Annotated in this window: 19 protein-coding genes and 1 tRNA gene; 6 read left to right on the forward strand and 14 right to left on the reverse strand. The window is 59.3% G+C overall.

Annotated elements, in window-relative coordinates; all coding sequences use genetic code 11:
• Nucleotides 1–24 precede the first annotated feature (24 nt).
• Nucleotides 25–1,389, forward strand: coding sequence for a Gfo/Idh/MocA family oxidoreductase (locus PSV43_RS10265; RefSeq protein ID WP_300196425.1), 1,365 nt, complete (start codon nucleotides 25–27; stop codon nucleotides 1,387–1,389).
• A 71-nt stretch (nucleotides 1,390–1,460) separates the two neighbouring features.
• Here the strand turns inward: PSV43_RS10265 and PSV43_RS10270 are convergent, their stop codons facing one another.
• Both PSV43_RS10270 and PSV43_RS10275 read right to left on the reverse strand, forming a co-directional pair.
• Entirely contained in the window at nucleotides 1,461–2,897 is a 1,437-nt protein-coding gene (locus PSV43_RS10270; RefSeq protein ID WP_300196426.1) for a UTP--glucose-1-phosphate uridylyltransferase, read from the reverse strand.
• Nucleotides 2,898–2,965: 68 nt separating this feature from the next.
• Complete coding sequence (locus PSV43_RS10275) at nucleotides 2,966–3,703, reverse strand: cytochrome c (RefSeq protein WP_300196428.1); 738 nt, start codon at nucleotides 3,701–3,703, stop codon at nucleotides 2,966–2,968.
• Nucleotides 3,704–3,865: 162 nt separating this feature from the next.
• On the opposite strand from PSV43_RS10275, the gene ilvD reads away from it, so the two are divergent.
• The gene (gene ilvD, locus PSV43_RS10280; RefSeq protein WP_300196430.1) at nucleotides 3,866–5,584 is read left to right on the forward strand and encodes a dihydroxy-acid dehydratase; all 1,719 of its coding nucleotides are present in this window, start codon (nucleotides 3,866–3,868) and stop codon (nucleotides 5,582–5,584) included.
• Between the two features lie 107 nt (nucleotides 5,585–5,691).
• On the opposite strand, the gene PSV43_RS10285 is transcribed toward ilvD, so the two are convergent.
• The 10 genes from PSV43_RS10285 to PSV43_RS10330 all read right to left on the reverse strand — a co-directional run bounded on the left by PSV43_RS10285 (nucleotide 5,692) and on the right by PSV43_RS10330 (nucleotide 17,642).
• Nucleotides 5,692–6,252: a polysaccharide biosynthesis/export family protein gene (locus PSV43_RS10285; protein WP_300196432.1), complete on the reverse strand. Its 561-nt coding sequence runs from the start codon at nucleotides 6,250–6,252 to the stop codon at nucleotides 5,692–5,694.
• 19 nt (nucleotides 6,253–6,271) lie between these two features.
• Entirely contained in the window at nucleotides 6,272–8,470 is a 2,199-nt protein-coding gene (locus PSV43_RS10290; protein WP_300196434.1) for a polysaccharide biosynthesis tyrosine autokinase, read from the reverse strand.
• Nucleotides 8,471–8,587: 117 nt separating this feature from the next.
• The gene (locus tag PSV43_RS10295; protein ID WP_300196436.1) at nucleotides 8,588–9,790 is read right to left on the reverse strand and encodes an outer membrane beta-barrel protein; all 1,203 of its coding nucleotides are present in this window, start codon (nucleotides 9,788–9,790) and stop codon (nucleotides 8,588–8,590) included.
• A 62-nt stretch (nucleotides 9,791–9,852) separates the two neighbouring features.
• Nucleotides 9,853–10,416, reverse strand: coding sequence for a hypothetical protein (locus PSV43_RS10300; RefSeq protein WP_300196438.1), 564 nt, complete (start codon nucleotides 10,414–10,416; stop codon nucleotides 9,853–9,855).
• A 49-nt stretch (nucleotides 10,417–10,465) separates the two neighbouring features.
• Nucleotides 10,466–10,536 (reverse strand) — tRNA-Gly (locus PSV43_RS10305).
• A 245-nt stretch (nucleotides 10,537–10,781) separates the two neighbouring features.
• Nucleotides 10,782–12,227 carry a sulfatase-like hydrolase/transferase gene (locus tag PSV43_RS10310; protein ID WP_300196440.1) on the reverse strand — a complete coding sequence of 482 codons (1,446 nt, stop codon included), beginning with the start codon at nucleotides 12,225–12,227 and terminating at the stop codon, nucleotides 10,782–10,784.
• 44 nt (nucleotides 12,228–12,271) lie between these two features.
• Complete coding sequence (locus PSV43_RS10315) at nucleotides 12,272–12,778, reverse strand: 8-oxo-dGTP diphosphatase (RefSeq protein WP_300196442.1); 507 nt, start codon at nucleotides 12,776–12,778, stop codon at nucleotides 12,272–12,274.
• Complete coding sequence (locus PSV43_RS10320; RefSeq protein ID WP_300196444.1) at nucleotides 12,763–13,632, reverse strand: DUF502 domain-containing protein; 870 nt, start codon at nucleotides 13,630–13,632, stop codon at nucleotides 12,763–12,765. The genes PSV43_RS10315 and PSV43_RS10320 overlap by 16 nt, the downstream gene beginning before the upstream one ends.
• A gap of 104 nt (nucleotides 13,633–13,736) precedes the next feature.
• Nucleotides 13,737–14,840: a dihydrolipoyllysine-residue succinyltransferase gene (gene sucB, locus PSV43_RS10325; protein ID WP_300196446.1), complete on the reverse strand. Its 1,104-nt coding sequence runs from the start codon at nucleotides 14,838–14,840 to the stop codon at nucleotides 13,737–13,739.
• A gap of 36 nt (nucleotides 14,841–14,876) precedes the next feature.
• On the reverse strand, nucleotides 14,877–17,642 hold the full coding sequence (locus tag PSV43_RS10330; protein ID WP_300196448.1) for a 2-oxoglutarate dehydrogenase E1 component: 2,766 nt from the start codon (nucleotides 17,640–17,642) through the stop codon (nucleotides 14,877–14,879).
• A 205-nt stretch (nucleotides 17,643–17,847) separates the two neighbouring features.
• Here PSV43_RS10330 and PSV43_RS10335 point away from each other — a divergent pair, with 205 nt between their 5' ends.
• Complete coding sequence (locus PSV43_RS10335; protein ID WP_300196450.1) at nucleotides 17,848–19,284, forward strand: PLP-dependent aminotransferase family protein; 1,437 nt, start codon at nucleotides 17,848–17,850, stop codon at nucleotides 19,282–19,284.
• Nucleotides 19,285–19,614: 330 nt separating this feature from the next.
• Nucleotides 19,615–19,839 carry a hypothetical protein gene (locus PSV43_RS10340; protein WP_300196452.1) on the forward strand — a complete coding sequence of 75 codons (225 nt, stop codon included), beginning with the start codon at nucleotides 19,615–19,617 and terminating at the stop codon, nucleotides 19,837–19,839.
• 69 nt (nucleotides 19,840–19,908) lie between these two features.
• On the opposite strand, the gene accD is transcribed toward PSV43_RS10340, so the two are convergent.
• Complete coding sequence (gene accD, locus PSV43_RS10345; RefSeq protein WP_300196454.1) at nucleotides 19,909–20,745, reverse strand: acetyl-CoA carboxylase, carboxyltransferase subunit beta; 837 nt, start codon at nucleotides 20,743–20,745, stop codon at nucleotides 19,909–19,911.
• Nucleotides 20,746–20,887: 142 nt separating this feature from the next.
• A complete protein-coding gene (locus PSV43_RS10350; protein ID WP_300196456.1) occupies nucleotides 20,888–21,670 on the reverse strand; it encodes a ComF family protein in 783 nt (260 codons plus the stop codon).
• 53 nt (nucleotides 21,671–21,723) lie between these two features.
• On the opposite strand from PSV43_RS10350, the gene purT reads away from it, so the two are divergent.
• Together purT and PSV43_RS10360 are read left to right on the forward strand one after the other, a co-directional pair.
• The gene (gene purT / locus PSV43_RS10355; RefSeq protein ID WP_300196458.1) at nucleotides 21,724–22,905 is read left to right on the forward strand and encodes a formate-dependent phosphoribosylglycinamide formyltransferase; all 1,182 of its coding nucleotides are present in this window, start codon (nucleotides 21,724–21,726) and stop codon (nucleotides 22,903–22,905) included.
• 50 nt (nucleotides 22,906–22,955) lie between these two features.
• Nucleotides 22,956–23,798 (forward strand): transglutaminase-like domain-containing protein, encoded by an 843-nt coding sequence (locus PSV43_RS10360; RefSeq protein ID WP_300196460.1) that lies wholly within the window; start codon nucleotides 22,956–22,958, stop codon nucleotides 23,796–23,798.
• Nucleotides 23,799–23,864: the final 66 nt, after the last annotated feature.

Here is a 23,864-nt window from a genome sequence, read left to right on the forward strand (position 1 = left end):
CCACTCATTCGCCGTTAAAAGGTGATGTCCACATTTCCCCGCCGCCATTTCCTTAAAACCGCCGCCCTGAGCGCCATCGCCGGGCCGAATATCCTACGTGCGGCTGAATCAAAACAGAAAATCCGCGTCGCATGCGTGGGCATCGGCCAGATGGGCAATGGCGCAGTCAGCGGCTCGCGCGATGAAGAAATCGTGGCGTTTTGCGATGTGGACTGGCGCGATCTCGGCGGCCGCAGTGCCGCCGAGATCGCCAAGAAGCACCCGACGGTCCCCAAGTTCACCGACTTCCGCGAGATGCTGGACAAGAAAGGCAGCGAAATCGACGCTGTCCTCATTTCCACCCCGGATCACACGCATTTCGCCGCCGCGATGGCCGCCATGGAGGCGAAGAAGCATGTCTTTGTACAGAAGCCGCTGGCGCACAACATCTGGCAGGTGCGCACCCTGCAAAAGGCCGCCAAAAAATACGGCGTGCAGACCGTCATGGGCAATCAAGGCCACTGCTGGGAAGGCATCCGGCTGGTGAAGGAATGGTTCGAAGCCGGAGTCCTCGGTGAAGTGCGCGAAGTCCACTGCTGGACGGACCGGCCCAAGGGCAAGGTGGGTTTCATCAATCCACCGCCAGCGCAGCCCGCGAAAACGGCTCCCGTGCCGGAAGGTCTCTCATGGGATCTCTGGCAGGGACCTGTGGCACCGCGCGAGTACAGTCCGGAGTATCTGCCGCAATTCTGGCGCGGCTGGTGGGATTACGGCTGCGGCGGCCTGGGCGACATCGGCTGCCACTGCCTCGACGCCCCGTTTTGGACGCTGCAGCTAGGCATGCCGGAGAAAGTCGAAGTCGTGGAGCAGGAAAAGTGGGAGCACCGCGCCTATACCGCTCCGGCATCCCACATCATATTCCACTTTGCCGCACGCGGCGAAATGCCTGCCGTGCAAATTCACTGGTATGAAGGTGGCCTGCTTCCCGAGGCGCTGCCGGGCATGACGAAAGGTCTGCCGGACAACGGCATGATCATGAAAGGCAGTAAGGAGACACTCTTCTCAGATGGCATGCGCGTGCAGAGCCCGCAGCTCTGGCCGCGTGAACGCATGACACCGCTGATCGACATCCTGCGCCGCAAGCCGCTGCTGCGTTCCGTCGCTGGAGAGCCCATCGGCGAGCTCTTCGCCGCCATCCGTGGCGACATCCCACACGCAGGCTCCCACTTCGACTACGCCTGCCCGCTCACCGAACTCGTGAACACCGGCGTGCTGGCCATCCGCTCCGGCAAAACCATCGAATGGGACTCCGCCAGCATGACGGTCAAAGGCGCACCCGAATTCGACGCCTGGATCAAGGAACCTGTGCGCGATGGCTGGAGCTATGGCGAAGATCTTTGGAAAGCATAAAAGAGAAAATCCGTTCACTTTTCTGCCTGCCAGTTAACGAGCTGGAATGCGCGGCATGTTTTACCGCCCACTCAGCCAACACTGATCGGCCCCTCATGCACACCCGCACGCAGTTTCACCGGCGCTTGCGTGTGGTTGTGAATCACCGCATCTCCTTTAAAAACGACACCGGCACCGCATTGCACCGGACCATGCACCAGCAGGCTGCGGCAATGCAGCAGGCTGGGTGTGTGTGGGAAGTTCTGCGCCAGCCCGTCCACCAGCTTGCAGAGTTTTTGATCAAGATGCAGATGCGGCGGCTGTCCGTTGCGGCTCGGGTGCAGCCGCAGGCAGAAGTCCTCGGTAAGTTCGTACGCGTCAGAGCGCACCGCCAGCAGATCACTCGTCGTCTTCACCGGCGCAAACCGCACCCGCGAGACCTCAATCGCACCAGCTCCAGCAAAGCACTCGATCGCCGCTCCCATCGCCGTTTCCAGCTGGACCACCGCAGGCGAAGCTGCATCACGCGGATCCACCGTCTTCTTGTTCATGATCGGCGGCAGCGGGATCAGCCCATCATTCGCTTCCAGCGCAGCCTTCAGCGCCTGCAGATCAATCCACAGGTTGTTCGTGTTGAAATAACGATGCTCATCAATGTTTTGAAACAGATGCTCATCTGACTTTGGACACTGCGCCGACTCACGCAGCAGAAAGCGCCCATCGCTCAATCGCACCGCCAGATGCCCGCCCTTTTTGTCCGACTCGGTACGGCGCGTGACCTCCATCACAAACGGCATGCCGCTGTCCGCAAACCACGCGAGAATCGCCGGATCAAGCGTGGCCCCCAGGTTGTCCGAGTTCGACACAAAAGCATACCTCACGCCACTGCCGAGCAGACGTTCCAGCCAGCCCGAACCCGCAAGGCACGCATAGATGTCGCCATGCCCCGGCGGGCACCATTCTTGATCAGGGCTGTCAGGTGAAGTCGCCGGCTCCAGCGAACTGGCCAGCACCTTCGGCACCTTGTTCTGCATCAGCTCCCACGTTTCGCGTCCGCCCAGTTGCGGAAAACGTTTCGCGAGATGCTCCGCCGAATCTGCCGAAGTACTAAAACTGTTCATCAGCATGAACATCGGCACTTCACCACCAGTCTGGGAACGCAGCAGCAAAATCTGCTGGGCGATCAAATCGAGAAACGTGTCCTCGCCACGCACTGGCAGCAGCGACTTCGCCTTCTCCAGTCCCATGCCCGTACCGAGACCGCCATTGAGCTTGATGACCACCGTCTGCTTGAGCAATTCCGCCGCACGATCCACTGCCGGAGGTGGAAGCGCATCCGCACAGGGCAGGGCCTGCGCCGGTGAAATGGTGTCTTCAGGAATCATCCCCGTCTCACCCGCCAGCAGCGCCGCATAGCTGCCACGAAACGCACGAATGGCGGACTCGCTCAGGCCTTCCGCCTGCATTTTTTGACGAAAAGGGGCGAAGGATGTCTCGATGCTTTCAGGAGTACGGGAGGTTTGGCTCATACAACCTCAAGGCTAGAGGATCAGCCTGCCGAGGCAAATGCTGATTCATCAGACATCACTCAGTCAGGCTACAGCACCGGCCCTGAAGGAAGTCGAATGCTCAAAATATAGGCGATGATGTCCCAGCGCTGCTCCTCATTGAGCGTCGCCTCAAAGCTCACCATAGGCGTGCCGTTCAAGCCCGTGGCCAGCACGCGGAAGATATCGGCGGGAGAGTCCCCGCAGCGCAGATGCGCCTGCCGCAGGTCGGACGGCGCGGCAGGCGCCCCCCATACATCCTTCAGGCTGACCGCCGCAGGGCCTTTGCCATCCGCCTTTTCACCATGGCAGGCGGCACAGTTGACCCCGAAAAGCTTTTGCCCCGCCTGCGCATGAGTTTTGAGCGTATCTGCTGCCTTGAACCATTCCGGTGGCGGAGAAAAGTTCAAAGCATCCGCATGGTTCTCCCGCTTCTTCCAGCGCCGCGAAAACGACTTCACATACGCGATCACCGCCTCCACCTCGTCCGCCTGCAAATGGCCAAACATGCCCATCGCGGTCCCACTCAGCCCATGCGTGATCGTCCTCCGCAGATCCGCATCCGTCGGCAGCATCCCATACGGCGTGGTGCGGAATTTGAACATGCCTTCACGAAACGAGCGCGGCTTCGGTTTCAGCGTCGGACTCAGCTCGCCATTGCCATCGCCACGCGGACCGTGGCAGACGATGCAGTTGCGCTCATACACATACTTCCCCTGCATGTAGAGATTGAAGTCCAGCGCCACGCCACCATCGGCCGCCTCCGCATGCAGCAGGGAACCCAGCATGATCAAAAAAGCTGCAGGCAGACACCTCATCGGTCCACCGTTGAACAGCAGTCGCCGCATGGCCACCCCATGTTTGCCAAATCCTGCGCCTAGCCTGCTTTAAAGGCCGCTTGCGTGACGGTTCAGGCCTGCCATTTTGCGTTTTCTCAACACCACCCCTTTATGCCCAAGAAAGCCTCCGCCGCAAAGTCAGACCTCCATCGCAAACACAGCGCCATCGTGGTCGATGGGGTGGATCGCGCCGCCAGCCGCGCCATGCTCCACGCTGTGGGTTTCAAGCGCGCTGACTTCCAGAAATCGCAGATCGGCATCGCCTCCCTCTGGAGCATGGTCACCCCCTGCAACATGCACATCGACCGCCTGGCCATCGAGTCCGCCAAAGGCGTGGACGCTGCCGGTGGCAAAAGCATCATCTTCAACACCATCACCATTTCCGACGGTATCTCCATGGGCACGGAGGGCATGAAGTACTCCCTCGTCTCCCGTGAGGTCATCGCGGACTCCATCGAAACCGTCGTCGGCTGCGAAGGCCTGGACGGCTTCGTCGCCATCGGCGGCTGCGACAAAAATATGCCCGGCTGCCTCATGGCCATGGCCCGTCTAAACCGCCCCAGCGTCTTCGTTTACGGCGGCACCATCCTCCCCGGCTGTGTCGGCCCTGAGAAGAAGGACGCAGACATCGTCACCGTCTTCGAAGCCGTCGGAAAACACGCCAACTGCCTGATCAATGACAAGGAGCTCATCGACATCGAAGAGCACGCCATCCCTGGCGAAGGCAGCTGCGGCGGCATGTACACCGCCAACACCATGGCCAGCGCCATCGAGGCCCTCGGTATGAGTCTTCCCAACTCCGGTGCCCAGTCCGCCGTCGGCAATGAAAAGCTCATCGACTGCTTCGACGCCGGCGCCGCCGTCATGCACATGATCAAGAAGGGCATCACCCCTCGCGACATCATGACGAAGGAGGCCTTCGAAAACGCCATCACCCTCATCATCACCCTCGGCGGCTCCACCAACGCCGTTCTCCACCTCATTGCCATGGCGCACAGCGCCGGCGTGAAACTGGGCATCGAAGACTTCGTGCGCATCGGCAAGAAGACCCCCGTGCTGGCCGACCTCAAACCCAGCGGCAAATACTTCATGAATGACCTCGTGAAGATCGGCGGCACCGTTCCGCTCATCCGCATCCTGATCAACGAAGGCCTCATGCACGGCGACTGCCTCACCGTCACCGGCAAGACCATGAAGGAGAACATGAAGAACTCCAAGATCGTCTGGCCCAAGAGCCAGACAATCGTCCGCCCGCTCAGTGATCCTCTCAAGAAAGACAGCCACCTCGTCATCTTCAAAGGCAACCTCTGCCCTGGCGGTGCCGTCGGCAAAATCTCCGGCAAGGAAGGTCTCAAGTTTGTGGGCAAGGCCATCGTGTTCGAGTCCGAAGAGACCGCACTGCAAGCCATCCTCAATGACAAGGTCAAGAAAGGCCACGTCATCGTCGTCCGCATGGAAGGCCCGAAAGGCGGCCCCGGCATGCGCGAAATGCTTTCCCCCACCTCCGCCATCATGGGCAAGGGTCTCGGCAAAGACGTTGCCTTCATCACAGACGGTCGCTTCAGCGGCGGCAGCCACGGCTTCGTCGTCGGCCACGTCACCCCCGAAGCCTTCGTGGGTGGCCCGATCGCCATCATCAAAAACGGCGACCCCATCACCATCGACGCTGAAAAGCGCGCCATCACCCTCGGCATTCCCGCCACTGAACTCAAGGCACGCCTCGCGAAATGGAAGCAGCCGAAGCCACGCTACACCCGCGGCGTCCTCGCCAAGTACGCCAAGCTCACAAGTGATGCGAGCCATGGAGCGGTGACGGATCTCGGACTCTAGTGGATTATTGCCACTCGTAGGAGGGGATCATCTTGATCCCCATTTTGGGACGGGTGAAGTACGGAGGGATCAAGTCGATCCCTCTCTACCAAACAACCTTCGATTCCTCAATCCGGCACGATGATCTGATCTTCAGGTTGCAGCTTGATGTCCCGAGAAGGGTCTGCGCTGATGTCCTTGAGGTTGATTTCGGTGGTCACACCATTGCGGATCAGCTTGGTCTTGCTGGGCTTGGCAAACGGCGAGAAACCGCCGGCTGCAGAGATGGCTTTCAGGACAGTCATGCTGGAGCTATACGGCACCGTTCCGTTACCCTTGATGCCTCCCACGACATAGATCATCCGCGCGGTGCTGGCACTGTCATCCGTGGTCACGGTCACAGTAGGCCGGGTGTAAATTTCACGCGCAATGTAGGTCTGCTCAATCGTGCGCTGCAGTGCGGACGGCTTGAGGCCAGAGGCGCGCACTTCCCCAATATGGAGCAGATTGACGGTACCGTTGTCGCTGATCGTGTACACCTTGCTGATCTGCGGCACTTCGTTGTCGGGGATGCCGCCGATGGAGATCGTAACGCGATTAGTAGCCTTGAGGGCGATTTCACCGTTCTGGGCATGCGCAGTGGCCAAGGCGCCAACAGCGAGAATGCAGGAAAGAATGCGTGTGTTCATACAGTCGTTTTAAGTGGAATTAGAAGACATCGTCCCCATCCAACCGCGAGCCTGTCTGGGAGCTGCCCAATGCGGTGGCGGTGGTTTCGGCTTTGATCTTGCGGCGGCGGGATTTCCCTCCTGAACCGCCGTTGGGCGTGTTCGTCGGCGAGTAGTAGGTGTAGTAGCTGGTGTAGTACTGGTACTGCGCATCGCTGCGGAGATCGACGTTGTTGAGGACCACCCCGACCACCTTGCCACCCACGTTTTCGACACTCTGCTTCACGCGCATCAGCATCTGGCGCGGCAGCTTGCGGTGCTGCACCACGATCATCGTCATGTCAGCCAGATTGGCGAGCACGGAGGCGTCGCTGACCCCAAGGATAGGCGGCGAGTCGATCAAGACCAGATCAAAGCGGCTTTTGACCTCTGTGATCAAATCCACCATTCGCTGGGAATTCAGCAGTCCTGCGCTGTCTGCCGGCAGCAGGCCGCTGGGGAGGAAAAATAGATTCTCCACCGGCGTGCGCAGCACCACATCTTCCAGCCGGATATCAGTCGTGAGGTAGTTGGTGAGGCCTGTGGCGTGGCTGACGTCGAAATGCGTGTGCAGGCTGGGACGACGCAAATCGGCATCGATCAGCAGCACGTTGTATCCGCCTTGGGCGCAGACATAGGCGAGGTTCACCATGGTGGTGGATTTCCCCTCCCCTGCCCCGCCGCTGACAACACTAAGGCAGTTGGCGTCCGGCGTTTTGCGGTTGAATTCAATGTTCGTGCGCAGAATGCGGTAGGCTTCTGCGTCAGGATTGAAACCACTGGACCGGTGCAGCACCCCTACATCCTTCGGCACCACCGCCAAAACGGGCACGCCGAGATAGCGCTCCACGTCATCCAGGTTCTTCACCGTGGTGTCCATGTATTCGAGGAAGAAGGCAAGGCCGAGACCAAACATGAGACCCAGCACACCACCCAGGGCGAGATGCAGCGGCACATTGGGCTTGGCAGGCTTCCCTTCCGGCTCTGCTTCAGAGTAGATGGTCGCGGGCGATTTCACGAGTTCGATCCCCGCCTTTTCCTCGAAATAGCGGGAGCGCATTTTCACTAGCAATTCTTCCAAGTAGGTGACTTCGTCCTTGGCCGTCTTGTACTCGGTGTAAAGAGACGACATGTTTTGCAGTTCCTGCTTGGCGTCCTCATTGTATTCCTTGAGGGCTTCGCGCTTCTTCCTCGACGCATCCTGCCGGTTTTGCAGGCCTTTCACGTGCGACTGGGCAGCACCCACGATGAGCGATTGGTACTCAGCCAGCTGACTGTCCACACTCAACACCTGCGGATGCAGGCGTCCCCGCCCTTCATTGACCAATCCTTCACGCGCGACCTTAAGGTCCTGCAGTTTCATGGTGATGGCTGTGATGTTTTGATTTTCCAGTTTAAGTCCTGACGCCTGATCAATGAGTTCGTCGGGAGAGAGCTTGCTCACTTGGTCGATCTCCGACTGCAAGGTCAGAATTTCCTGATCGGCGATCATGAGCGCCTGCTCGCGCGAGATGACCATCGAGTCTTTTTCACTGCGCATCTCACCGCCAGGATTCAGCGAACTCCCACCGCCAACGATCCAGTCGCCCACGATGCCGGCCTTGCGCCTGGCTTCCTGAGAGCGCACCTGCGCCTGCCCCCGAAGGGACTCCTGATCGGAAATTTGCTGCTGCAGCACATCAAGGGCCTTCTGCTTCTTGCCGCTCTCGATGTTGTTGCGCTGTTCCATGTAGCTCTTGGACACTTCATTGGCAATGATGGCCGCAAGCTGCGCATCCTGATCGTAGTAATCAATGGTGACAAAATCTGAGCGCAGCATCGACTGCGTTTCCAGATTGGAGCGCAATTTCCCCAGTGCGGCCTGGCGATTGGGAAGCTCCCACTTCTTGGCGAGTTCGAGTTTTTCGATGACCGGATATAGCGTCGTCGGCTTGGTAATGGTCTCGAACTGGGTTTTGATGTATTCCTGCGTGAAGGCCAGACCGTCGCTGCGATTGCGGTCAAAGACATTGATGTCCTGCGTGATGCGCTCAATGGTCATTTCGACATGACCGCGATACTTGCGCGGCATGATGTAAGTGAGCACCGCCGCAGCCGCGAAGATGAGGATGAACGAGAGCGAGATGAGTCCAAAGCGATTCTTGACCACCTGCCAGGTGTCCATCGCATGCTTCTGCAGTTCGGTGCCGGACTCGTTCATGACTGCTCGGTTTTAATTATTAGGAGAGGTTAAGAAAGCGGTCTTGAAATGCCGCCAGCGGGAGATTCGTGGGGTCCGAATCTGCCCGCCGGCGGATTGTCGTTTTGGCTGTTGGGACTAAAAGGTGGCCGTGGCTCCGACTGAAACCTGATTACGATTGAATTCGACCACAGGGTCGTTGGACAGTTGCGTGGAGAAAGAATAATTGGCATTCAGATTGAGGTTATCCATCAGCTGATAGCCAATGCCTGCATTGAGGAACACCGAGTCTTGCGTCTGATCCGGAATGGGTCCGCCCGAAAGTACCGAATGCGCATAACTCACCCCACCGTTGACGCTGAAGCGTTTGGAGACTTGGTGGTTCACCTGCACTCCCGTGTTCACCCCATAGCTGCTGCGGTAGTTGCCGATCAAAGCGCCATTGAAACCCAGCATCGCAAACCAGCGGATCTGTGTCTGTTCTGCCACTGCATAGTTGAGTGCGCCTTCAGCATAAGGCTTCGTTTGCCGCCCTTGGGCGTTTTCGTAGAGTTCCGCACCGCCTCGCACTGATGTGGACATGTTCTCGCTCCACGCATGATCGACTCCAACCAGGGCGAAATGTGAACGGTAGTTTTGGAACCCGCTCTTGGTGTAATCCGTCAGACGGTAGCGATACTCTGCCGTCAGACTGGTCCGTTTCCCAACCTTATACGCAAATTGCTGCGCAATCAGATGCGAGTAGCGATCCTGAGAGGTGGCCACCGCAGAGTTCTCGTAGGCGATCCCGTCAAACGTATAGGACGTTGTGGTCGAGAACCGCGGCGACCATGCGTAGCTGACATTGAAGTTGTTATAGCCATACAGAAACTGTCCGTTCCACAGCGCGCTGGTGGCACCGTAGCCAAACGCACTGTTGGGATTGGTCCCGTACGTGAGATAGAAATTATTGCTCATCTTGAGCCGCTCAGAAAACTGGTGCTCAAAATTGAAGGTCGCCCGGCCATTGTAAAAAGTGCTGCCATAAGTCGGCACCCCATTCACATATTCCAGCACGCTGGCCTCAAGACTGAAGCTGTAAGGCGTGGTCTGGTCGGCATGGGTATAGGACGCCGCGGCACCGACCTGCCCGTACCAAGACTCAATGTTGCTCAACTGGGCCGTAGGCACCTTGTACTTAAGCACATCATAACCGGAACTGCCGGTCAAAGAGAAGGTCAGTGGCTCCTCGTTTCTAAAATCCGCCGAGTAGTTTTGGATACCCACCAACCCCTGCGCACGCAATGCGGCTGGGCTGAGGGCAGCGACGGCCAGTATAAGCATTACTAGTTTAGAGCGCATGAAAATCAGGAGAGATTTCGAATATCAGGGTTGGATGTCCGGCTTTGTATGATCTCGGAAGATCACGGAAGCGCAGTGGAAGGAGACACCGGAATGGTGATGATCCGTGGCGGCAGCGGGCCGGATATGGGCGGCATGATAAGGAACACTCCACGGATGTTGGATGGAATGTAGAAATCCGGTTCCGAAGTCGGAATGATAGGATTCTTATCAACGTAGATGGGGTTTTTGGGATTCTTGGCAGACACCATAATGGGTCGCTCGATTTCAGACACGGGTGCAACCGTCGCAAGACTAGGCACCACAGAGAGAGCCGCGTCATTGATCACGGCAGCCATTTTGGGTGCCACTGAAGCGCCGGTCTGAACGATTTGACTAGCCAGCGTTGCGTCTGCCTTGGAGGCAATGATCGCCGTTCTCACAATGTCTCCCGCACAGCCTTCATTGATAACCAGTGCATCTTCCACAACCATGAGCACTTTGGAGGGGTCCTTTTCGACAGCGATCCGCACATCATTCGAAATTTCAGTGCAATTCGTCGTCATCTGCGCCGAAACACCTGAAAGCGTCAGCAATAAAACACTAACGGTAATGCCCACAAGACGTGAAAAGGGGACAGTTTTCATAGGCGGCAGTTAAATGTATATTTACAGATGTTGACGTGGTTATCCTCAGAGCGGGTAGTGGGAATCGAACCCACATGGCCAGCGTGGAAGGCTGGAACTTTACCACTAAGCTATACCCGCAATTGAAGTTATAGTAACACGAAATATCTTACTGCCGCAAGATATTTTTTAGAATTAAATGTAATAATTTTGAAATTCCAGAATTGCTGATGACTTACATTTCTGAATGTTTCTAGATTGATACTCTCAATTCCGCTCACTGATTAGCACTCAATAATGAACTGGCAAGCGTGTACTAAAAGGACTTTATCTGACCCCTTGCCCGTTTGCTGACGAGCCTCGAAAGAGCCAGGGCGGGGGCACTTTTATTCAACCACGCCTTTTTCACCCGAATAATCTTCTCCATTCAAGCTCCGTGCCACGCTTTCGAGCCAGTCTTCGAGGTTTTTTTGCATTTCAGGCACTCGTTCGGGCTGCTCTGCCAGCAGCACAGTGCTCTCATCAGGATCCCTGGCCAAATGATAAAGCTCCCAGCTCACGTCATGGCTCTTTTTGTTTTCGATCCGATGAAGTTTCCACGGCCAGTCCAGCCAAGCGGCATGCCCGGGGAACTCAGTTAGAGAGACGGGTTCACCGATTGCCGCCGCATCTGCGCGCAGACGTGCCGGATCCGCAGGTTCTTCACCTTTCGTCTGTTCCACGAGCAGCTCGTCCATCCATTCTTTGGACGGCGTCCTGATGCCTTTGTCCCCCGAGTCCCAGAAACCTATGGGGTGCGAACGTTTCTGCTCCTGCCCCGTCAGCAGCGGCATGATGTCGATGCCATCCAAAGGAGGCTGCTTTTCCATGCTCACGCCCGTGAGTGCCAGCACGGTGGGATAAATGTCTGAGGTCACGCAGGGCGCCTTGATGACTTTGGGCTCATGAAACACCGCCGGCCATTCCAGCAAAGCGGGCACCGCCAGGCCACCTTCGTAGATCTGGCCTTTGAAACCCCGGCGCCCCCCCGTGGAGCCGACCTTCGGCAGCGCCCCGTTGTCGCTGCAATACCATAAGAGAGTGTTCTCCCGCAGATCGAGTTCCTTCAGCTCCGCCCTAAGCCTGCCAAACGCGCGGTCCATGGCAGTGATCTCGCCATAGAAATGCTGCTGCTTCTTGGGAAGCCCCCCATACGGTGCCCGGTCTGACTCCAGCGCCTGGTGTGGGTCATGCGGGGAACCAAACCAGACCACCGCGAGAAATCGCTGCTTTTTGGCCGCGCTACTCCGGATGAACTTCAGCGCCTCATCCACGGTGATGTCTGAACTGTCCCCCTGAAACTGAGTGGCCTTGCCCTGCACACTGAGCACCGAATCAAGATCAAAGAAATTGGGCGCGGAAACCCACTCATCGAATCCACTGGCTCCGGGGCTGACCGGGCTGGCCTTCTGCACAGATCCCAGATGCCATTTGCCAAAGTGGCCGGTTGCATAGCCAGCCGTTTTCAGCGCCTCCGCAATCGTGATTTCCTGCGGTCGCAACGAATGCCCCCAGGAAAAACAGCCAAACCTGTTGGGCGTACGCCCCGTCATCACACTCCCGCGCGTTGGGGAGCACACCGGCGCGGCAGCATGAAACTCGTCAAATCGAATCCCCTCCTTCGCCAGCGCATCAAAATTCGGCGTCTTCAGATGGGGATGCCCATTGTAGCCCATGTCACCCCAGCCTTGATCATCCGCCATCACCAGCACGATGTTCGGCGGTTCAATCGGCGCGGCCGCACAAGTCATCTGGAGTCCAAGAACACCGCACAGGAGCAAAAGACATTTCATGCCGCAATCATACCCTTGATCATCACCGCTCTGGAATCAGAAAATCACAGCCACTTCACTTCGTGGGACAGCATGGTGTCGTCATCAAAAGCAAATCTCCCCATGAAACGCCGGCGTTCCACCAAAGTCTGCGCCAGCCAGTGGACGTCATCGGCCCACATTTCATCAAATGGCAGCCCATCCAGCGAGGTCCAGAGGGGCACAGCCTCGGGCGTTTCAACCGCCACTCCCTCATGCTGGGTCGCGACAAAAACATCGACGTGCATGCACAGGCCATCCACGAACTGAAACCAAAGCTCCCCGTGGTGGGCAGGATTCAGAGCGGTAACGCCCAGTTCCTCCTGCGTTTCACGTACGGCGCATTGCAGCGAGGTTTCACCGGGGTCTATTTTACCGCCAGGTCCATTGATTTTGCCAGCGCCCAGTCCACGCTTTTTGCGAATGAGCAACACTTCACGCTTTGCCTCATCAATGACGAACATCAGGGTCGCACGAACCCCGGGCTGCCATGTTTTCCAGTCGATGCTCACTGGGGTCAGCGTTTCTTCCATGGCAGGGCACGCAGCCAGCGTTTTCCACTCTTGATGTCCATGGCTTGCGCCAGGATCTCTGTGTCGCCAGCGTCAAAATCCTCCGCACGCGGAAGACCAGCAGGCAGCTCGAACTCAGGCTCAGGTTCCGGCACCGGTTCGGGCACCAGTGTCGTGGTGGGCTTTTGATTCAGCGGCGCCATGCCATTGAGCGGCGAAACCAGCCCGCCGGAGATGATCATCTTCATCGCCTCTTCAATCGTTATAGGCGCATCCGTGATCTTGTCCGAATCCACCACAAGAAGGAAGCCGGTCATCGGACTCGGCGCCGTGGGCAGCAGAACGCAGGTCATCGCCTTTCCCGTCTGCGGATCACAATACTGACCGGTGGCAAAACCGATCATGCGCATCCCAGGGACGGGGTAGTCGATGTACACGACCCGCTTAAAGTTCTGCTTCGTCCCGCCTCCCAGGCTGCGAAAGGCGTCAATCACCTGCTTGAGCGGCCGGTAGATGACCGCAACCAGGGGAATGCGCAGCAACAGTTTATCAACGGCGGTGACAATGTGCACGCCGATCACGTTGGTGGCCATGAATCCAAGCCCCAAAATGGCCAGCACCGAAAACAGGAAGCCAATGAAGTTGGTGAGGCTGTCCAGATTCGGATCCGCAATGTCCAGCAACGGCTCTTCGGAGAACTCGTTGACCAAATTCACCACCTGAGCCAGCACCGGCTTGCTCCACGCATGCAGCAAGTCATAGACGAAGAACAAGATCCAAAACGTGATGATCAGCGGCAGCGCCAGCGCCAGGCCGGCCAGGAACTTGTTCCGCAGCCACACACCCCAGCCTTTCGGCGCAGGCGCCTCGGGCATTGGATTTGTATTGGGGGGATCAAGTGCCATTTAAAAACAACTTCGCTCAAGATGAGAACGCATGGCAGCAGCAATGTTCAGCAATAATCTGCACTCTCGCAGTATTACGCTCCCACCAGCATGCGCGCCGGGTTTTCAATGCAGTCTTTCACGCGAATCAGGAACGCCACCGCCTCCTTGCCATCGACCACGCGGTGGTCGTAGCTGAGCGCGAGGTACATCATCGGGCGGATGACTACCTGACCGTCCACCGCCACCGGGCGCTGCTGGATGCTGTGCATTCCCAGAATCGCACTCTGAGGCGGATTGATGATCGGAGTGCTGAGCAGAGACCCGTACACACCGCCGTTGGAAATGGTGAAAACACCGCCCGTAAGGTCGCTGACCTGGATTTTTCCCTCTTTGGACTTGGCCGCATATCCGAGAATATCCTTCTCCAGCTCCGCGAAGCTTTGCTGATCCGCATCACGCAGCACCGGCACGATCAGACCACGCTCGGTACCCACGGCCACGCCGATGTCATAAAAGTGCTGCTGCACGATTTCTTCACCTTCAACACGCACATTGACCTGCGGCACCGCCTTCAGGGCTTCCACCACCGCCTTGATGAAGAAGCTCATGAAGCCAAGCTTCACACCGTTCTTCTTCACAAAGCTGTCCTGCAGCTTCGAACGCAGCGCCATCACGTTGCTCATGTCACATTCGTTGAATGTGGTGAGGATCGCGGCGGTGCGCTGCGCGGTGACGAGCTGATCCGCAATCTTTCTGCGCAGCGGGCTCATCTTCTTGCGCGTGACACGGCCTTCCGGAGCAGCCGGAGTCTTGGCCACGGGTGCCGGCGTAGGCTCAGGCTTTGGCACCACTTTAAATTCCGTCACGTTCGCAGGCTTTTCAGCTTCAACCTTGGCAGCAGGTGCGGGAGCAGCGGCTGGCGCAGGCTTGGGAGCTTCGGCCTTGGCAGCAGGTGCGGCAGCGTTTTCGTCGATCTGACCCACCACTGCGCCCACCTCAACATCTTCACCGGCCTGTTTGCCGATGTGCAGCGCTCCGCTGGCTTCGGCGGTCACTTCAGCAGCGACCTTGTCGGTTTCGAGGGTGAGCAGGATGTCGCCAGTTTTGACGAGGTCACCTTCATTGAAGTGCCATTTGGCGATCTGACCACCGGCGACGGATTCGCCGAGTGCGGGTATTTTAATGTCTGAGGGCATGACGGGGTATTGGGAAAAAATCTTGGACTGGACGAATCACACGCTGAACGCCCCCTCGACCAGATTTTCCTGTTCGAGAGTGTGGATGGCTTTGGAACCGGCGGCAGGGCTGGAACTGCGCTCCCGGCCGGAGTAGCGCACCTTGTGGTTGGAGAGCTCTTCGAGGCGCGGACGGATGTAGTAGAAGGCGCCCATGTTGCGCGGCTCCTCCTGGCACCAGATCCACTTCTTCTGCGCACGCGGATATTTCGCCACGATCTCCTTCAGCATCTCGTAGTTCAGCGGGTAAAGCTGCTCCACGCGGATGATGGCGGCGTTCTTAATTTTGTGCTCTTCGCGGAAGGCGAGCAGGTCATAATAAACCTTGCCGCTGCAGAGAATCAGACGCGTGATGCGCTCCGGCGCAGCCAGCAGATGTTCGTCATCCAGCACTTCCTTGAAGGTGGTGCCCTCGGCCATTTCACTGAGCTTGGACACACACTTCGGATGCCGCAGCAGGCTCTTCGGCGTCATCACGATCAGCGGCTTGCGCGTGCTGCGCTTGAGCTGGCGGCGCAGCGCATGGAAATACTGTGCAGGCGTGGTGAAGTTGCACACCTGCATGTTGCCACCGGCGCAGAGTTGCAGGAAGCGCTCAAGTCTTGCACTGGAATGCTCCGGCCCCTGCCCTTCATACCCGTGCGGCAGCAGCAGCGTGATGTGGCTCGGGCGCTGCCATTTGCTCTCCGCACTCGCAATGAACTGGTCGATGATGACCTGCGCACCGTTCACGAAGTCGCCAAACTGCGCTTCCCAGCATACCAGCAGATTGCTGGTCAGCAGCGAGTAGCCGTAATCAAAACCCAGCACCGCCGCCTCAGACAGCAGGCTGTTGTACACACAGTAACGCCCCTGATCAGCCGAAAGATTGTTCAGCGGAATGTGCCGCTCCCGGGTCTGGGAATCATAAAACACACTGTGCCGCTGGCTGAAAGTGCCGCGTCGCACATCCTGCCCGCTCAGGCGCACACCGTGGCCTTCCGTCAGCAAGGTGCCAAACGCCAGCGACTCCGCATAGGCCCAGTCGATGCCTTCTCCGGCCTCGATGGCTTTCCGGCGCGCCGCGAGGAAGCGTTTCGCGATCGTTGGGTGCAGGTTGAATTCCTCCGGCACTTCGAGCAAACCCTCGCCGACCTTTTTCAGCGCCACCAGCTCAACCCCTGTTTTCACAGGTTCATAATCATAGGCCGCCTGCGGCGTCGCCATGCTGCCTTCAAAAGGATTGCCGCCTGCGGCGTTTTTGTCACGCGCCGCCAGGGTCGTGACACCTTCCTCAAGTTCATCATCCAGCTCGCGTTGCAGCGCGGCGGAGCCGGCTTCATCCAGCACACCGGCAGCGGCCAGATCAAGGCGGAACAGCGTCGCGGTGGACGGATGCTCGGCGATGGCGCGTGCCATGTTCGGCTGCGTAAATCCGGGCTCGTCAGTTTCGTTGTGGCCGTAGCGGCGGTAGCAGACGATGTCGATGATGACGTCACGACCGAAGGTCTGGCGGAATTCAATCGCGAGTTTCGTCACGTGCATCACTTCCAGCGGGCAGTCCCCATTCACATGGAAGACCGGCGCCTCGATCATTTTCGCCACGTCGGTGCAGTAGTCCGAGCTGCGGGCATCTTCCGGCATCGTGGTGAAACCAATCTGGTTGTTCACGATGATGTGGATGGTGCCGCCCGTGCGGTAGCCGGGAAGCTGCGAGAGATTCAGCACTTCGGCCACAAGGCCCTGACCCGCAAAAGCTGCATCGCCGTGGATGAGCACCGGGATGACCATTTTGCGGTCCTTGGTGTCATTCAACGCCCGCTGGCGGGCACGCGCCATACCTTCAACGACGGGATCGACGGCTTCAAGATGGCTCGGATTCGGCGCGAGCACCACTCCGATCGATTCGCCGCCGCTGGTCTGGCGCACGGTTTCAAAGCCGAGGTGGTATTTCACATCGCCATCACCGGAAACCATGTTCGGGACGTAGTTCTCGCTGAACTCGTAGAAGAGGTATTCGAGGGGCTTGCGCAGGAAATTGGCCAGCACACTGAGACGCCCGCGATGCGCCATGCCGAGAATGATTTCCTTGCCGCCAGCGGCAGGCATGGCTTCGAGAATCGTCTCCAGCGCCACCAGCATCGACTCCCCGCCCTCGACGGAGAAGCGCTTTTGGCCCACGAAACGGCGGTGAAGGAAGCGCTCAAACGATTCAGCCTCAAGCAGCCAGCGCAACGCGTTAAGCTGGTCTTGGACGACGGGTTTGGCATCCATGTCATGGCCTTCAATCCGTTCCAGCAGCCAGGCACGCACTTCGGGATGATGAATGTGCATGAACTCAAAGCCGGTCTTGCTGCAATAGGTACGCTGCAATTGCGCCAGCATCGTTTTCAGCTTCATCGGCTGCCCGTTGCGGAACAGATGCGTCTGCACCTCCTCCTCCAGGTCCTCCTCAGTAAAGCCCAGGCCCGCCAGCGTCAGCCCGGGGACTTCCGGCCCCGCCGCATCCAGCGGATCAAGATGCGCCGCCGTGTGGCCCAGCGCACGAAAGCTTTGCAGCGCGTTCGAAACACGCATGCGGAAATTCAGCGTCTTCTCCGAAAGCGGAGCACCTCCACCACCGGCTACCTCCGCGCCTTTTGTCACGAGCCGGGCCATGCCCAGTTCGAAACCTTCAAAAAACGACGACCAAAGCGGTTCGACGGAACCGGCATCTTTTTTCCAGTCCTCATATTTGGACTCGAGGAAATCCGCGTTTGCGCGGTACGGCAATGTAGCACTCATGTAGGGGGCGGGCAAAATGCTCCCATTCGTTGCGAGTGCAAATGCGGAAAGGCACATTTACAGCCATTTTTGCGGGTAGTTCCCCATACCCCGCTCGGGCTAGCCGCCTCTTTTGGCCCACCACCCCCGAAATCAGGGCACAAATGGCAGGCAAAATCAAAAATAGCACAATACCAATTTTCAGCACTGGCCGTAGTCTCCCCCCATGCCCTCACCCGCCTCCCGCGCGGCCCCGCAGCCGCTTTACAAACACATCGCCGACACCGTCGCCAAGATGATCCATGACGGCGTCCTCCGGCCGGGCGAGCGCACCCCCTCCCTGCGCGCCATCTGCAATCAGCATGGCGTCAGCATGAGCACCGCCGTGCAGGCCTTCGTCGAACTCGAATCGTCCGGCCTCGTCGAGCCCCGCCACAAGTCCGGCTTTTTCGTCAAAGCCCCGCCACAGGCCCTCTTCGATCTCCCCGGCCCTCCCCGAGTCCCCATGTCCGGCAGCCTCGGCAACCGGCACGCCAGCCTCTTTGATGCCGTCGTTTCGGCAAACTTGATCGCCCTCGGCGGCGCTGTACCGGGTGCAGACATGCTTCCCACCGTGAAGCTCAACCGCATACTGGCTGAAAAAGCACGCCACGCAGGAGCGCGTGGCGTCATGTATGATCTGCCGCCAGGGTCCGAAGCACTGCGCCGCCAGATCAGCAAACGCATGCTCAAAGGCGGTGCCGTCGTCGCCCCCGCAGACATCATCACCACCTGCGGCGCCACGGAGGCCCTCATGCTCTGCCTCCGCGCCGTCACCAAACCGGGAGACGTCGTCGCCGTCGAATCCCCCACCTACTTCGGCATTCTCCACGTCCTTGAGGCCCTGTCCCTGCGTGTACTGGAAATCCCCACCGATCCCCAGCACGGCATGCGGCTCGATGTCTTGGAGCACGTATTAAAAAATCAGCCCGTGCACGCCTGCATTGCCCTGCCCGCCTTCAGCAACCCCTTGGGAGCCGCAATGTCCGATGACGCCAAGCAGCAACTCGTCGCCCTCCTCCAAAAGCACCAAATCCCCCTCATCGAAGACGACGTCTTCGGCGAGCTCCCCTTCGGCCCCAAACGCGCCCGCACCTGCAAGTCGTACGATGACTCCGGCCTCGTCCTGTTTTGCAGTTCCTTCTCCAAGACCCTCGCCCCCGGCTACCGCGTCGGCTGGGTCATCCCCGGCCGCTACTATCACGCCGTCCGCATGGCCAAGCTCACCCACACCCTCGCCACCGCCACCCTTCCCGAGCTCGCCATCGCCGGCTTCCTCGCCGAGGGCGGCTACGACCACTGGCTGCGCAGCGTCCGCGCTACCTATAAAGAGAACATTACCCACATGAGGCGCGCCATCCTCGAAGAGTTCCCCGCCGGCACCACCGTCACCATGCCTCAGGGCGGCTTCCTGCTCTGGGTCACCATGCCCCCTCAGGTCGATGCCATAGCCCTTTACGACCGCGCCCTCGCCAAAGGCATCAGCATCGCCCCCGGCCACCTCTTCTCGTTGGAGCATCACTACACCCACTGTATCCGCATCTCCTGCGGCGAGCCCTGGTCTCCCCGCCTCGCCGCCGCCATCCGCACCTTGGGCACCCTCGCAAAGCGGCAGATTCAGTAACCGACAACTCGCCCCCTGAGCCTTCGTCCTCGAACTCGTCCTCGATCATTCCGCTCCGCAAAGCCCAAGAGCCCCGCCATCGGATTGGCCGGTCGTTGACCCTTGTTGTCCAGGCACCGCTCTTCCTTCGCCATTCACTGTGCACTTAGTTCGGAGTTCGCTTCGCGGCTTCCCAGCAGCCCGGCCAGTTTTCCGCCCCTTTCCCCAACAACCGTTCAGCCACTGCAAACCTCTGTACCGGTCGCCTATCCCACCATCTGTATCTGGCCGCCATTCGAGTACGTGAGAAGGTGCCCCATGACCCCCCACCTCACTCCCCTGTTCGCAGTCATGAGCCCAGAAGGACTCCTCGGCCTGAAAATCATCGGCATCCTCGGTCTGATCATCCTCATCCCCCTCGGCATCCTCCTCTTCCGCAATCAAAACCGCTGGTTTGGCCGCTCCACCGACACTCCCAGCGAAACCAGCGGCAGCCTCGTCTATGGCCTCGCCCAAACCTGGCTCGTTTACGTCGGCCTCCTCCACCTCGTCCTCTGGCTCACATTTGGATTGTAAACCAGCCCCCTTCAGAGCCGGACGGCTTCTACGATAAAACTTAGTTGCGCACAAAAAACTGCGCGGGGTTCACTTCGCCCCACCCATATACCGCAGCACTCTGGCCAGCGTCCCACGCATCTCCTTGCGGTCCACGATCATATCCACCAGCCCGTGCTGCATCATGAATTCCGCCGTCTGAAACCCAGGCGGCAGATCCGCATGCGTCGTTTCCTTCACCACACGCGGACCGGCAAACCCGATCATGCACTTCGGCTCCGCAATAATGAGGTCTCCCAGCGTCGCGAAACTCGCGGTCACACCACCCGTCGTCGGGTGCGTCAGCACTGAAATGTAGGAGAGCCGTGCCTCGGCATGCCGCGCCAGTGCTCCGCTCGTCTTCGCCATCTGCATCAGGCTTAGAATACCCTCATGCATACGCGCACCGCCAGAGGCGGAAAAAACGATGACCGGCTTGCGCTCCGCCGTTGCGGCCTCAATGGCGCGGGTGATCTTCTCACCCACCACGCTGCCCATGCTGGCACCGAGGAAACGGAAATCCATGATCGCCACCAGAACGGGAATCCCCTCAATCACGGCACGCCCGGTAACGACAGCCTCGGTCAGCCCGGTCTTCGCCTGGTAGGCCTTGACCTTGTCCAGATAGCCTTTGAAGCCGAGAGCGTTCACGGAATCGAGACTCTTGTCCATTTCCACAAAGCTGCCCTCATCCACCAGACTGGCGATGCGCTCATCCGAAGCGATGGTGAAGTGGTAGCCGCAGCTCGTGCAGACCCGCAGGTTTTTGGCCAGCGCCTGCTCAAAGAGGCTCTCATTGCACGAAGGGCACTTCGTCCAAAGGCCTTCCGGCATGTCGCGCTTCTTTTCGCCTAAATCATTAACGTTGCGTTTTTTGAAAAATCCCATGGTAGGTCAGTCGGTAAGGCATCCGGCATCATCAGGCCTGTGGGTGCGCCTCCTCGAATTGCATGTCGCAGGAGTTGCAGGGAGGAATTCCACCCGGCGTTCACACTGTCAGGCCCGGCCAAAGTCGGACGCGAAAGCAATCCTAGCCGCGTGTTGTGGTGATGACCACCACTTTTTCTGCTCCCCCCTCCCGTCGCAAGACCCGCGCGCATTCACTGGCCGTTGCCCCCGTAGTAAAAACATCGTCCACCAGCAGGATGCGCCGCCCCTGCAGGTTGACTGGAGCCTGCCAGCGCCTCGGCTGCCGTACGGCAAACGCCCCACGCAAGTTTTTCAGCCGCTCCTCACGGTGCAGCCCCGCCTGCGAATCCGTCTCCCGCGTCCGCAGCAGCGCCTTCGCCGCAGGAATCCCCGTCAAACGCGACAGCCGCTCGCACAGCTCCCAGCTTTGATTGTACTCCCGGTCCACCTCCCGGCTGTGGTGCAGCGGCACCGGCACCAGCAGCCACTCCGCGAGATCTTCCCGCGCCAGCCGGGGCTCAGCCAAGGTCCGCAGCATCAGGTGGGCCAGCGCCCCGCGCAGTTGCAGACGGCGCTCATACTTGAACTTGTGAATCAGCTCCCGCATCACCCCCTCAGCATGGCAGGCCGCCACGGCAAACTCAAACTCCAGCCGCCGGCCGCTGCAGTTCGCACAGCGAAACTCGTTCGTCAGTGCACCCTCATAGACCTCACCGCACACCATGCAGTACGGCGCTTCCACCAGCGGCAGCGCATCAGCACACCCCTCGCAAAACCACCCCTCCTCCACCGGCACCTTGCACACGCAGCACAGCGGCGGATACACCAGGTCCACCCACGCACGCCATACCGGCAGCAGCAGCTGCTGCACACGCGATGGATCTGGAGGGCCGGGAAAGGACATGACTCATCCTAAATGCGATTTGAAGCCAGCCAACTGCAAGCCTAAATGCAGCCATGTCCCGCATCGGCACCCCCCTTTCCTCCTCCGCAACCAAGGTCATGCTTCTCGGCTCCGGCGAGCTTGGCAAAGAAGTCGTCATCGAACTCCAGCGCCTCGGCTGTGAAGTCATCGCCGTGGATCGCTACGCCAACGCCCCCGCCATGCAGGTCGCGCATCGCAGCCACATCATCTCCATGCTCGATGGCGAAGCCCTCCGCCGCCTCGTCGAAATCGAAAAACCCGACTGCATCGTCCCGGAAATCGAAGCCATCGCCACCGACACCCTCCTCGAACTCGAAGACGAAGGCTTCCGCGTCGTCCCCACCGCCCGCGCCGCCAAGCTCACCATGAACCGCGAAGGCATCCGACGCCTCGCCGCCGAGGAACTGGGCCTCAAGTCCTCCCCCTACATCTTTGCCGCCACCGAGGAGGAATTCCGCGCCGCCATTGAAAAAATCGGCATGCCCTGCGTCGTCAAGCCCATCATGAGCAGCTCCGGCAAGGGCCAGAGCGTCGTCAAAACCGCTGATGACATCGCCCACTCCTGGAAATACGCCCAAGAAGGCGGCCGCGCCGGCAAGGGCAAAGTCATCGTCGAAGGCTTCGTCGACTTTGACTACGAGATCACCATGCTCACCGTCCGCCACGCCGGCGGCACCTCCTTCTGCGCCCCCGTCGGCCACACCCAGATCAAGGGCGACTACGTTGAGTCCTGGCAGCCGCACCCCATGTCCAAAACAGCCCTCGATGCCGCCGAACACATGGCCGGTGCCATCACCGAAGCTCTGGGCGGTCGCGGCCTCTTCGGCGTCGAAATGTTCATCAAAGGCGACGACGTCATCTTCAGCGAAGTCTCCCCCCGCCCGCACGACACCGGCCTCGTCACCCTCATCTCCCAGGATTTGAGCGAGTTCGCCCTCCACGTCCGCGCCATCCTCGGCCTCCCCATCCCCAACATCCGTCAGCATGGTCCCAGCGCCAGCTGCGCCGTCCTCGTCGAAGGCGAATCCGCCAAAGTCCAGTTCGGCGCCCTCGATCAAGTCCTCGCCGAGCCCGACACCCAGGTCCGCCTCTTCGGCAAGCCCAGCGTCAGCGGCCAGCGCCGCATGGCCGTCACCCTCGCCCGCGCCGAAACCATCAACGAAGCCCGCGCCAAAGCCCACCGCGCCGCCAAGGCGATGGAAATCCGCCTCTAGGTGCAAGATCATGATTGCCTCCGGCGTTGGGGACGTGTTATCACCTACAAATGCCCGCTACCGCTCACCTGAGCCATCTCATCAAACTGCTCGACGACGACTCTGAAGTCGTCCGTCACGCGGTGCGGCATGAGCTCACCGGCATGCGCCGCGAGCTGCCGCAGCACATCGAGACCTTGGAGACTCCCCTGTCTGCCGACGAGGAAAAGCTGGTGGCGCAGTTGCTCGAGCCCGCCCGCCGCAACGAACTCGAAGAGACCTGGATGCGCTGGCGCTGGATGGAAGGTCCGGACGCGCAGCTTGAAGAGGGGCTCAGCCAGCTTTCCGCCTACCTAAACGGCTGGAAGTCTCAGTCCGCCGATCTGGCAAAACGCCTGGATGCACTCACAGAAGAAGCCTTCGCCGAAAAAGGCCGTATGGATGCCCATGAACTGGCGCAGTGGCTCTTTGCCTCCAACAACGGCGTCACCCGTTTCCGTGGCAACAGCAAGGACTACTACTCCCCCGCGAACAGCAATCTGTTCTGGGTGCTGAACACCGGCTTGGGCAATCCCATCAGCCTCTGCTGCCTCTACCGCCTGCTGGGCCACCGTTTCGGCCTCGAAATCGAAGGCTGCAATTTCCCCGGCCATTTCCTCTCCCGCGTCCAATACCGCGACAAGACCTGGCTCGTCGATTGCTTCAACCGCGGGCGCTTCATGCTGGCCGCCGATGTGGCCAAACACCACCCCGCCGCGAATCCCGGCATGGAAGACCTCATCCACGAGCCCGCCACCGCCGAAGCCACCCTCCTGCGCATCCTGCGCAATCTCGACGAAGCCTACGAACGCCTCGTTTTGCTCCCCGAACGCCAGTTCATGCGCCGCCTGGCGGTGAAGCTGATGGAAGATTAGACAGTGTTTGGAAAGATCGGGTGGCCCTGACGGGATTGCACCCGTCAGGGCTCCCACACCACCGGA

This window comes from Prosthecobacter sp., assembly GCF_029946185.1.
Taxonomy (GTDB): Bacteria; Verrucomicrobiota; Verrucomicrobiia; order Verrucomicrobiales; family Verrucomicrobiaceae; genus Prosthecobacter.

Coding starts and splice junctions, on each gene's coding strand:
- PSV43_RS10265 (WP_300196425.1), top strand. CDS start 25: ATGTCCACATTTCCCCGCCGCCATTTCCTTAAAACCGCCGCCCTGAGC.
- PSV43_RS10270 (WP_300196426.1), bottom strand. CDS start 2,897: ATGAGCCAAACCTCCCGTACTCCTGAAAGCATCGAGACATCCTTCGCC.
- PSV43_RS10275 (WP_300196428.1), bottom strand. CDS start 3,703: ATGCTGGGTTCCCTGCTGCATGCGGAGGCGGCCGATGGTGGCGTGGCG.
- ilvD (WP_300196430.1), top strand. CDS start 3,866: ATGCCCAAGAAAGCCTCCGCCGCAAAGTCAGACCTCCATCGCAAACAC.
- PSV43_RS10285 (WP_300196432.1), bottom strand. CDS start 6,252: ATGAACACACGCATTCTTTCCTGCATTCTCGCTGTTGGCGCCTTGGCC.
- PSV43_RS10290 (WP_300196434.1), bottom strand. CDS start 8,470: ATGAACGAGTCCGGCACCGAACTGCAGAAGCATGCGATGGACACCTGG.
- PSV43_RS10295 (WP_300196436.1), bottom strand. CDS start 9,790: ATGCGCTCTAAACTAGTAATGCTTATACTGGCCGTCGCTGCCCTCAGC.
- PSV43_RS10300 (WP_300196438.1), bottom strand. CDS start 10,416: ATGAAAACTGTCCCCTTTTCACGTCTTGTGGGCATTACCGTTAGTGTT.
- PSV43_RS10310 (WP_300196440.1), bottom strand. CDS start 12,227: ATGAAATGTCTTTTGCTCCTGTGCGGTGTTCTTGGACTCCAGATGACT.
- PSV43_RS10315 (WP_300196442.1), bottom strand. CDS start 12,778: ATGGAAGAAACGCTGACCCCAGTGAGCATCGACTGGAAAACATGGCAG.
- PSV43_RS10320 (WP_300196444.1), bottom strand. CDS start 13,632: ATGCCCGAGGCGCCTGCGCCGAAAGGCTGGGGTGTGTGGCTGCGGAAC.
- sucB (WP_300196446.1), bottom strand. CDS start 14,840: ATGCCCTCAGACATTAAAATACCCGCACTCGGCGAATCCGTCGCCGGT.
- PSV43_RS10330 (WP_300196448.1), bottom strand. CDS start 17,642: ATGAGTGCTACATTGCCGTACCGCGCAAACGCGGATTTCCTCGAGTCC.
- PSV43_RS10335 (WP_300196450.1), top strand. CDS start 17,848: ATGCCCTCACCCGCCTCCCGCGCGGCCCCGCAGCCGCTTTACAAACAC.
- PSV43_RS10340 (WP_300196452.1), top strand. CDS start 19,615: ATGAGCCCAGAAGGACTCCTCGGCCTGAAAATCATCGGCATCCTCGGT.
- accD (WP_300196454.1), bottom strand. CDS start 20,745: ATGGGATTTTTCAAAAAACGCAACGTTAATGATTTAGGCGAAAAGAAG.
- PSV43_RS10350 (WP_300196456.1), bottom strand. CDS start 21,670: ATGTCCTTTCCCGGCCCTCCAGATCCATCGCGTGTGCAGCAGCTGCTG.
- purT (WP_300196458.1), top strand. CDS start 21,724: ATGTCCCGCATCGGCACCCCCCTTTCCTCCTCCGCAACCAAGGTCATG.
- PSV43_RS10360 (WP_300196460.1), top strand. CDS start 22,956: ATGCCCGCTACCGCTCACCTGAGCCATCTCATCAAACTGCTCGACGAC.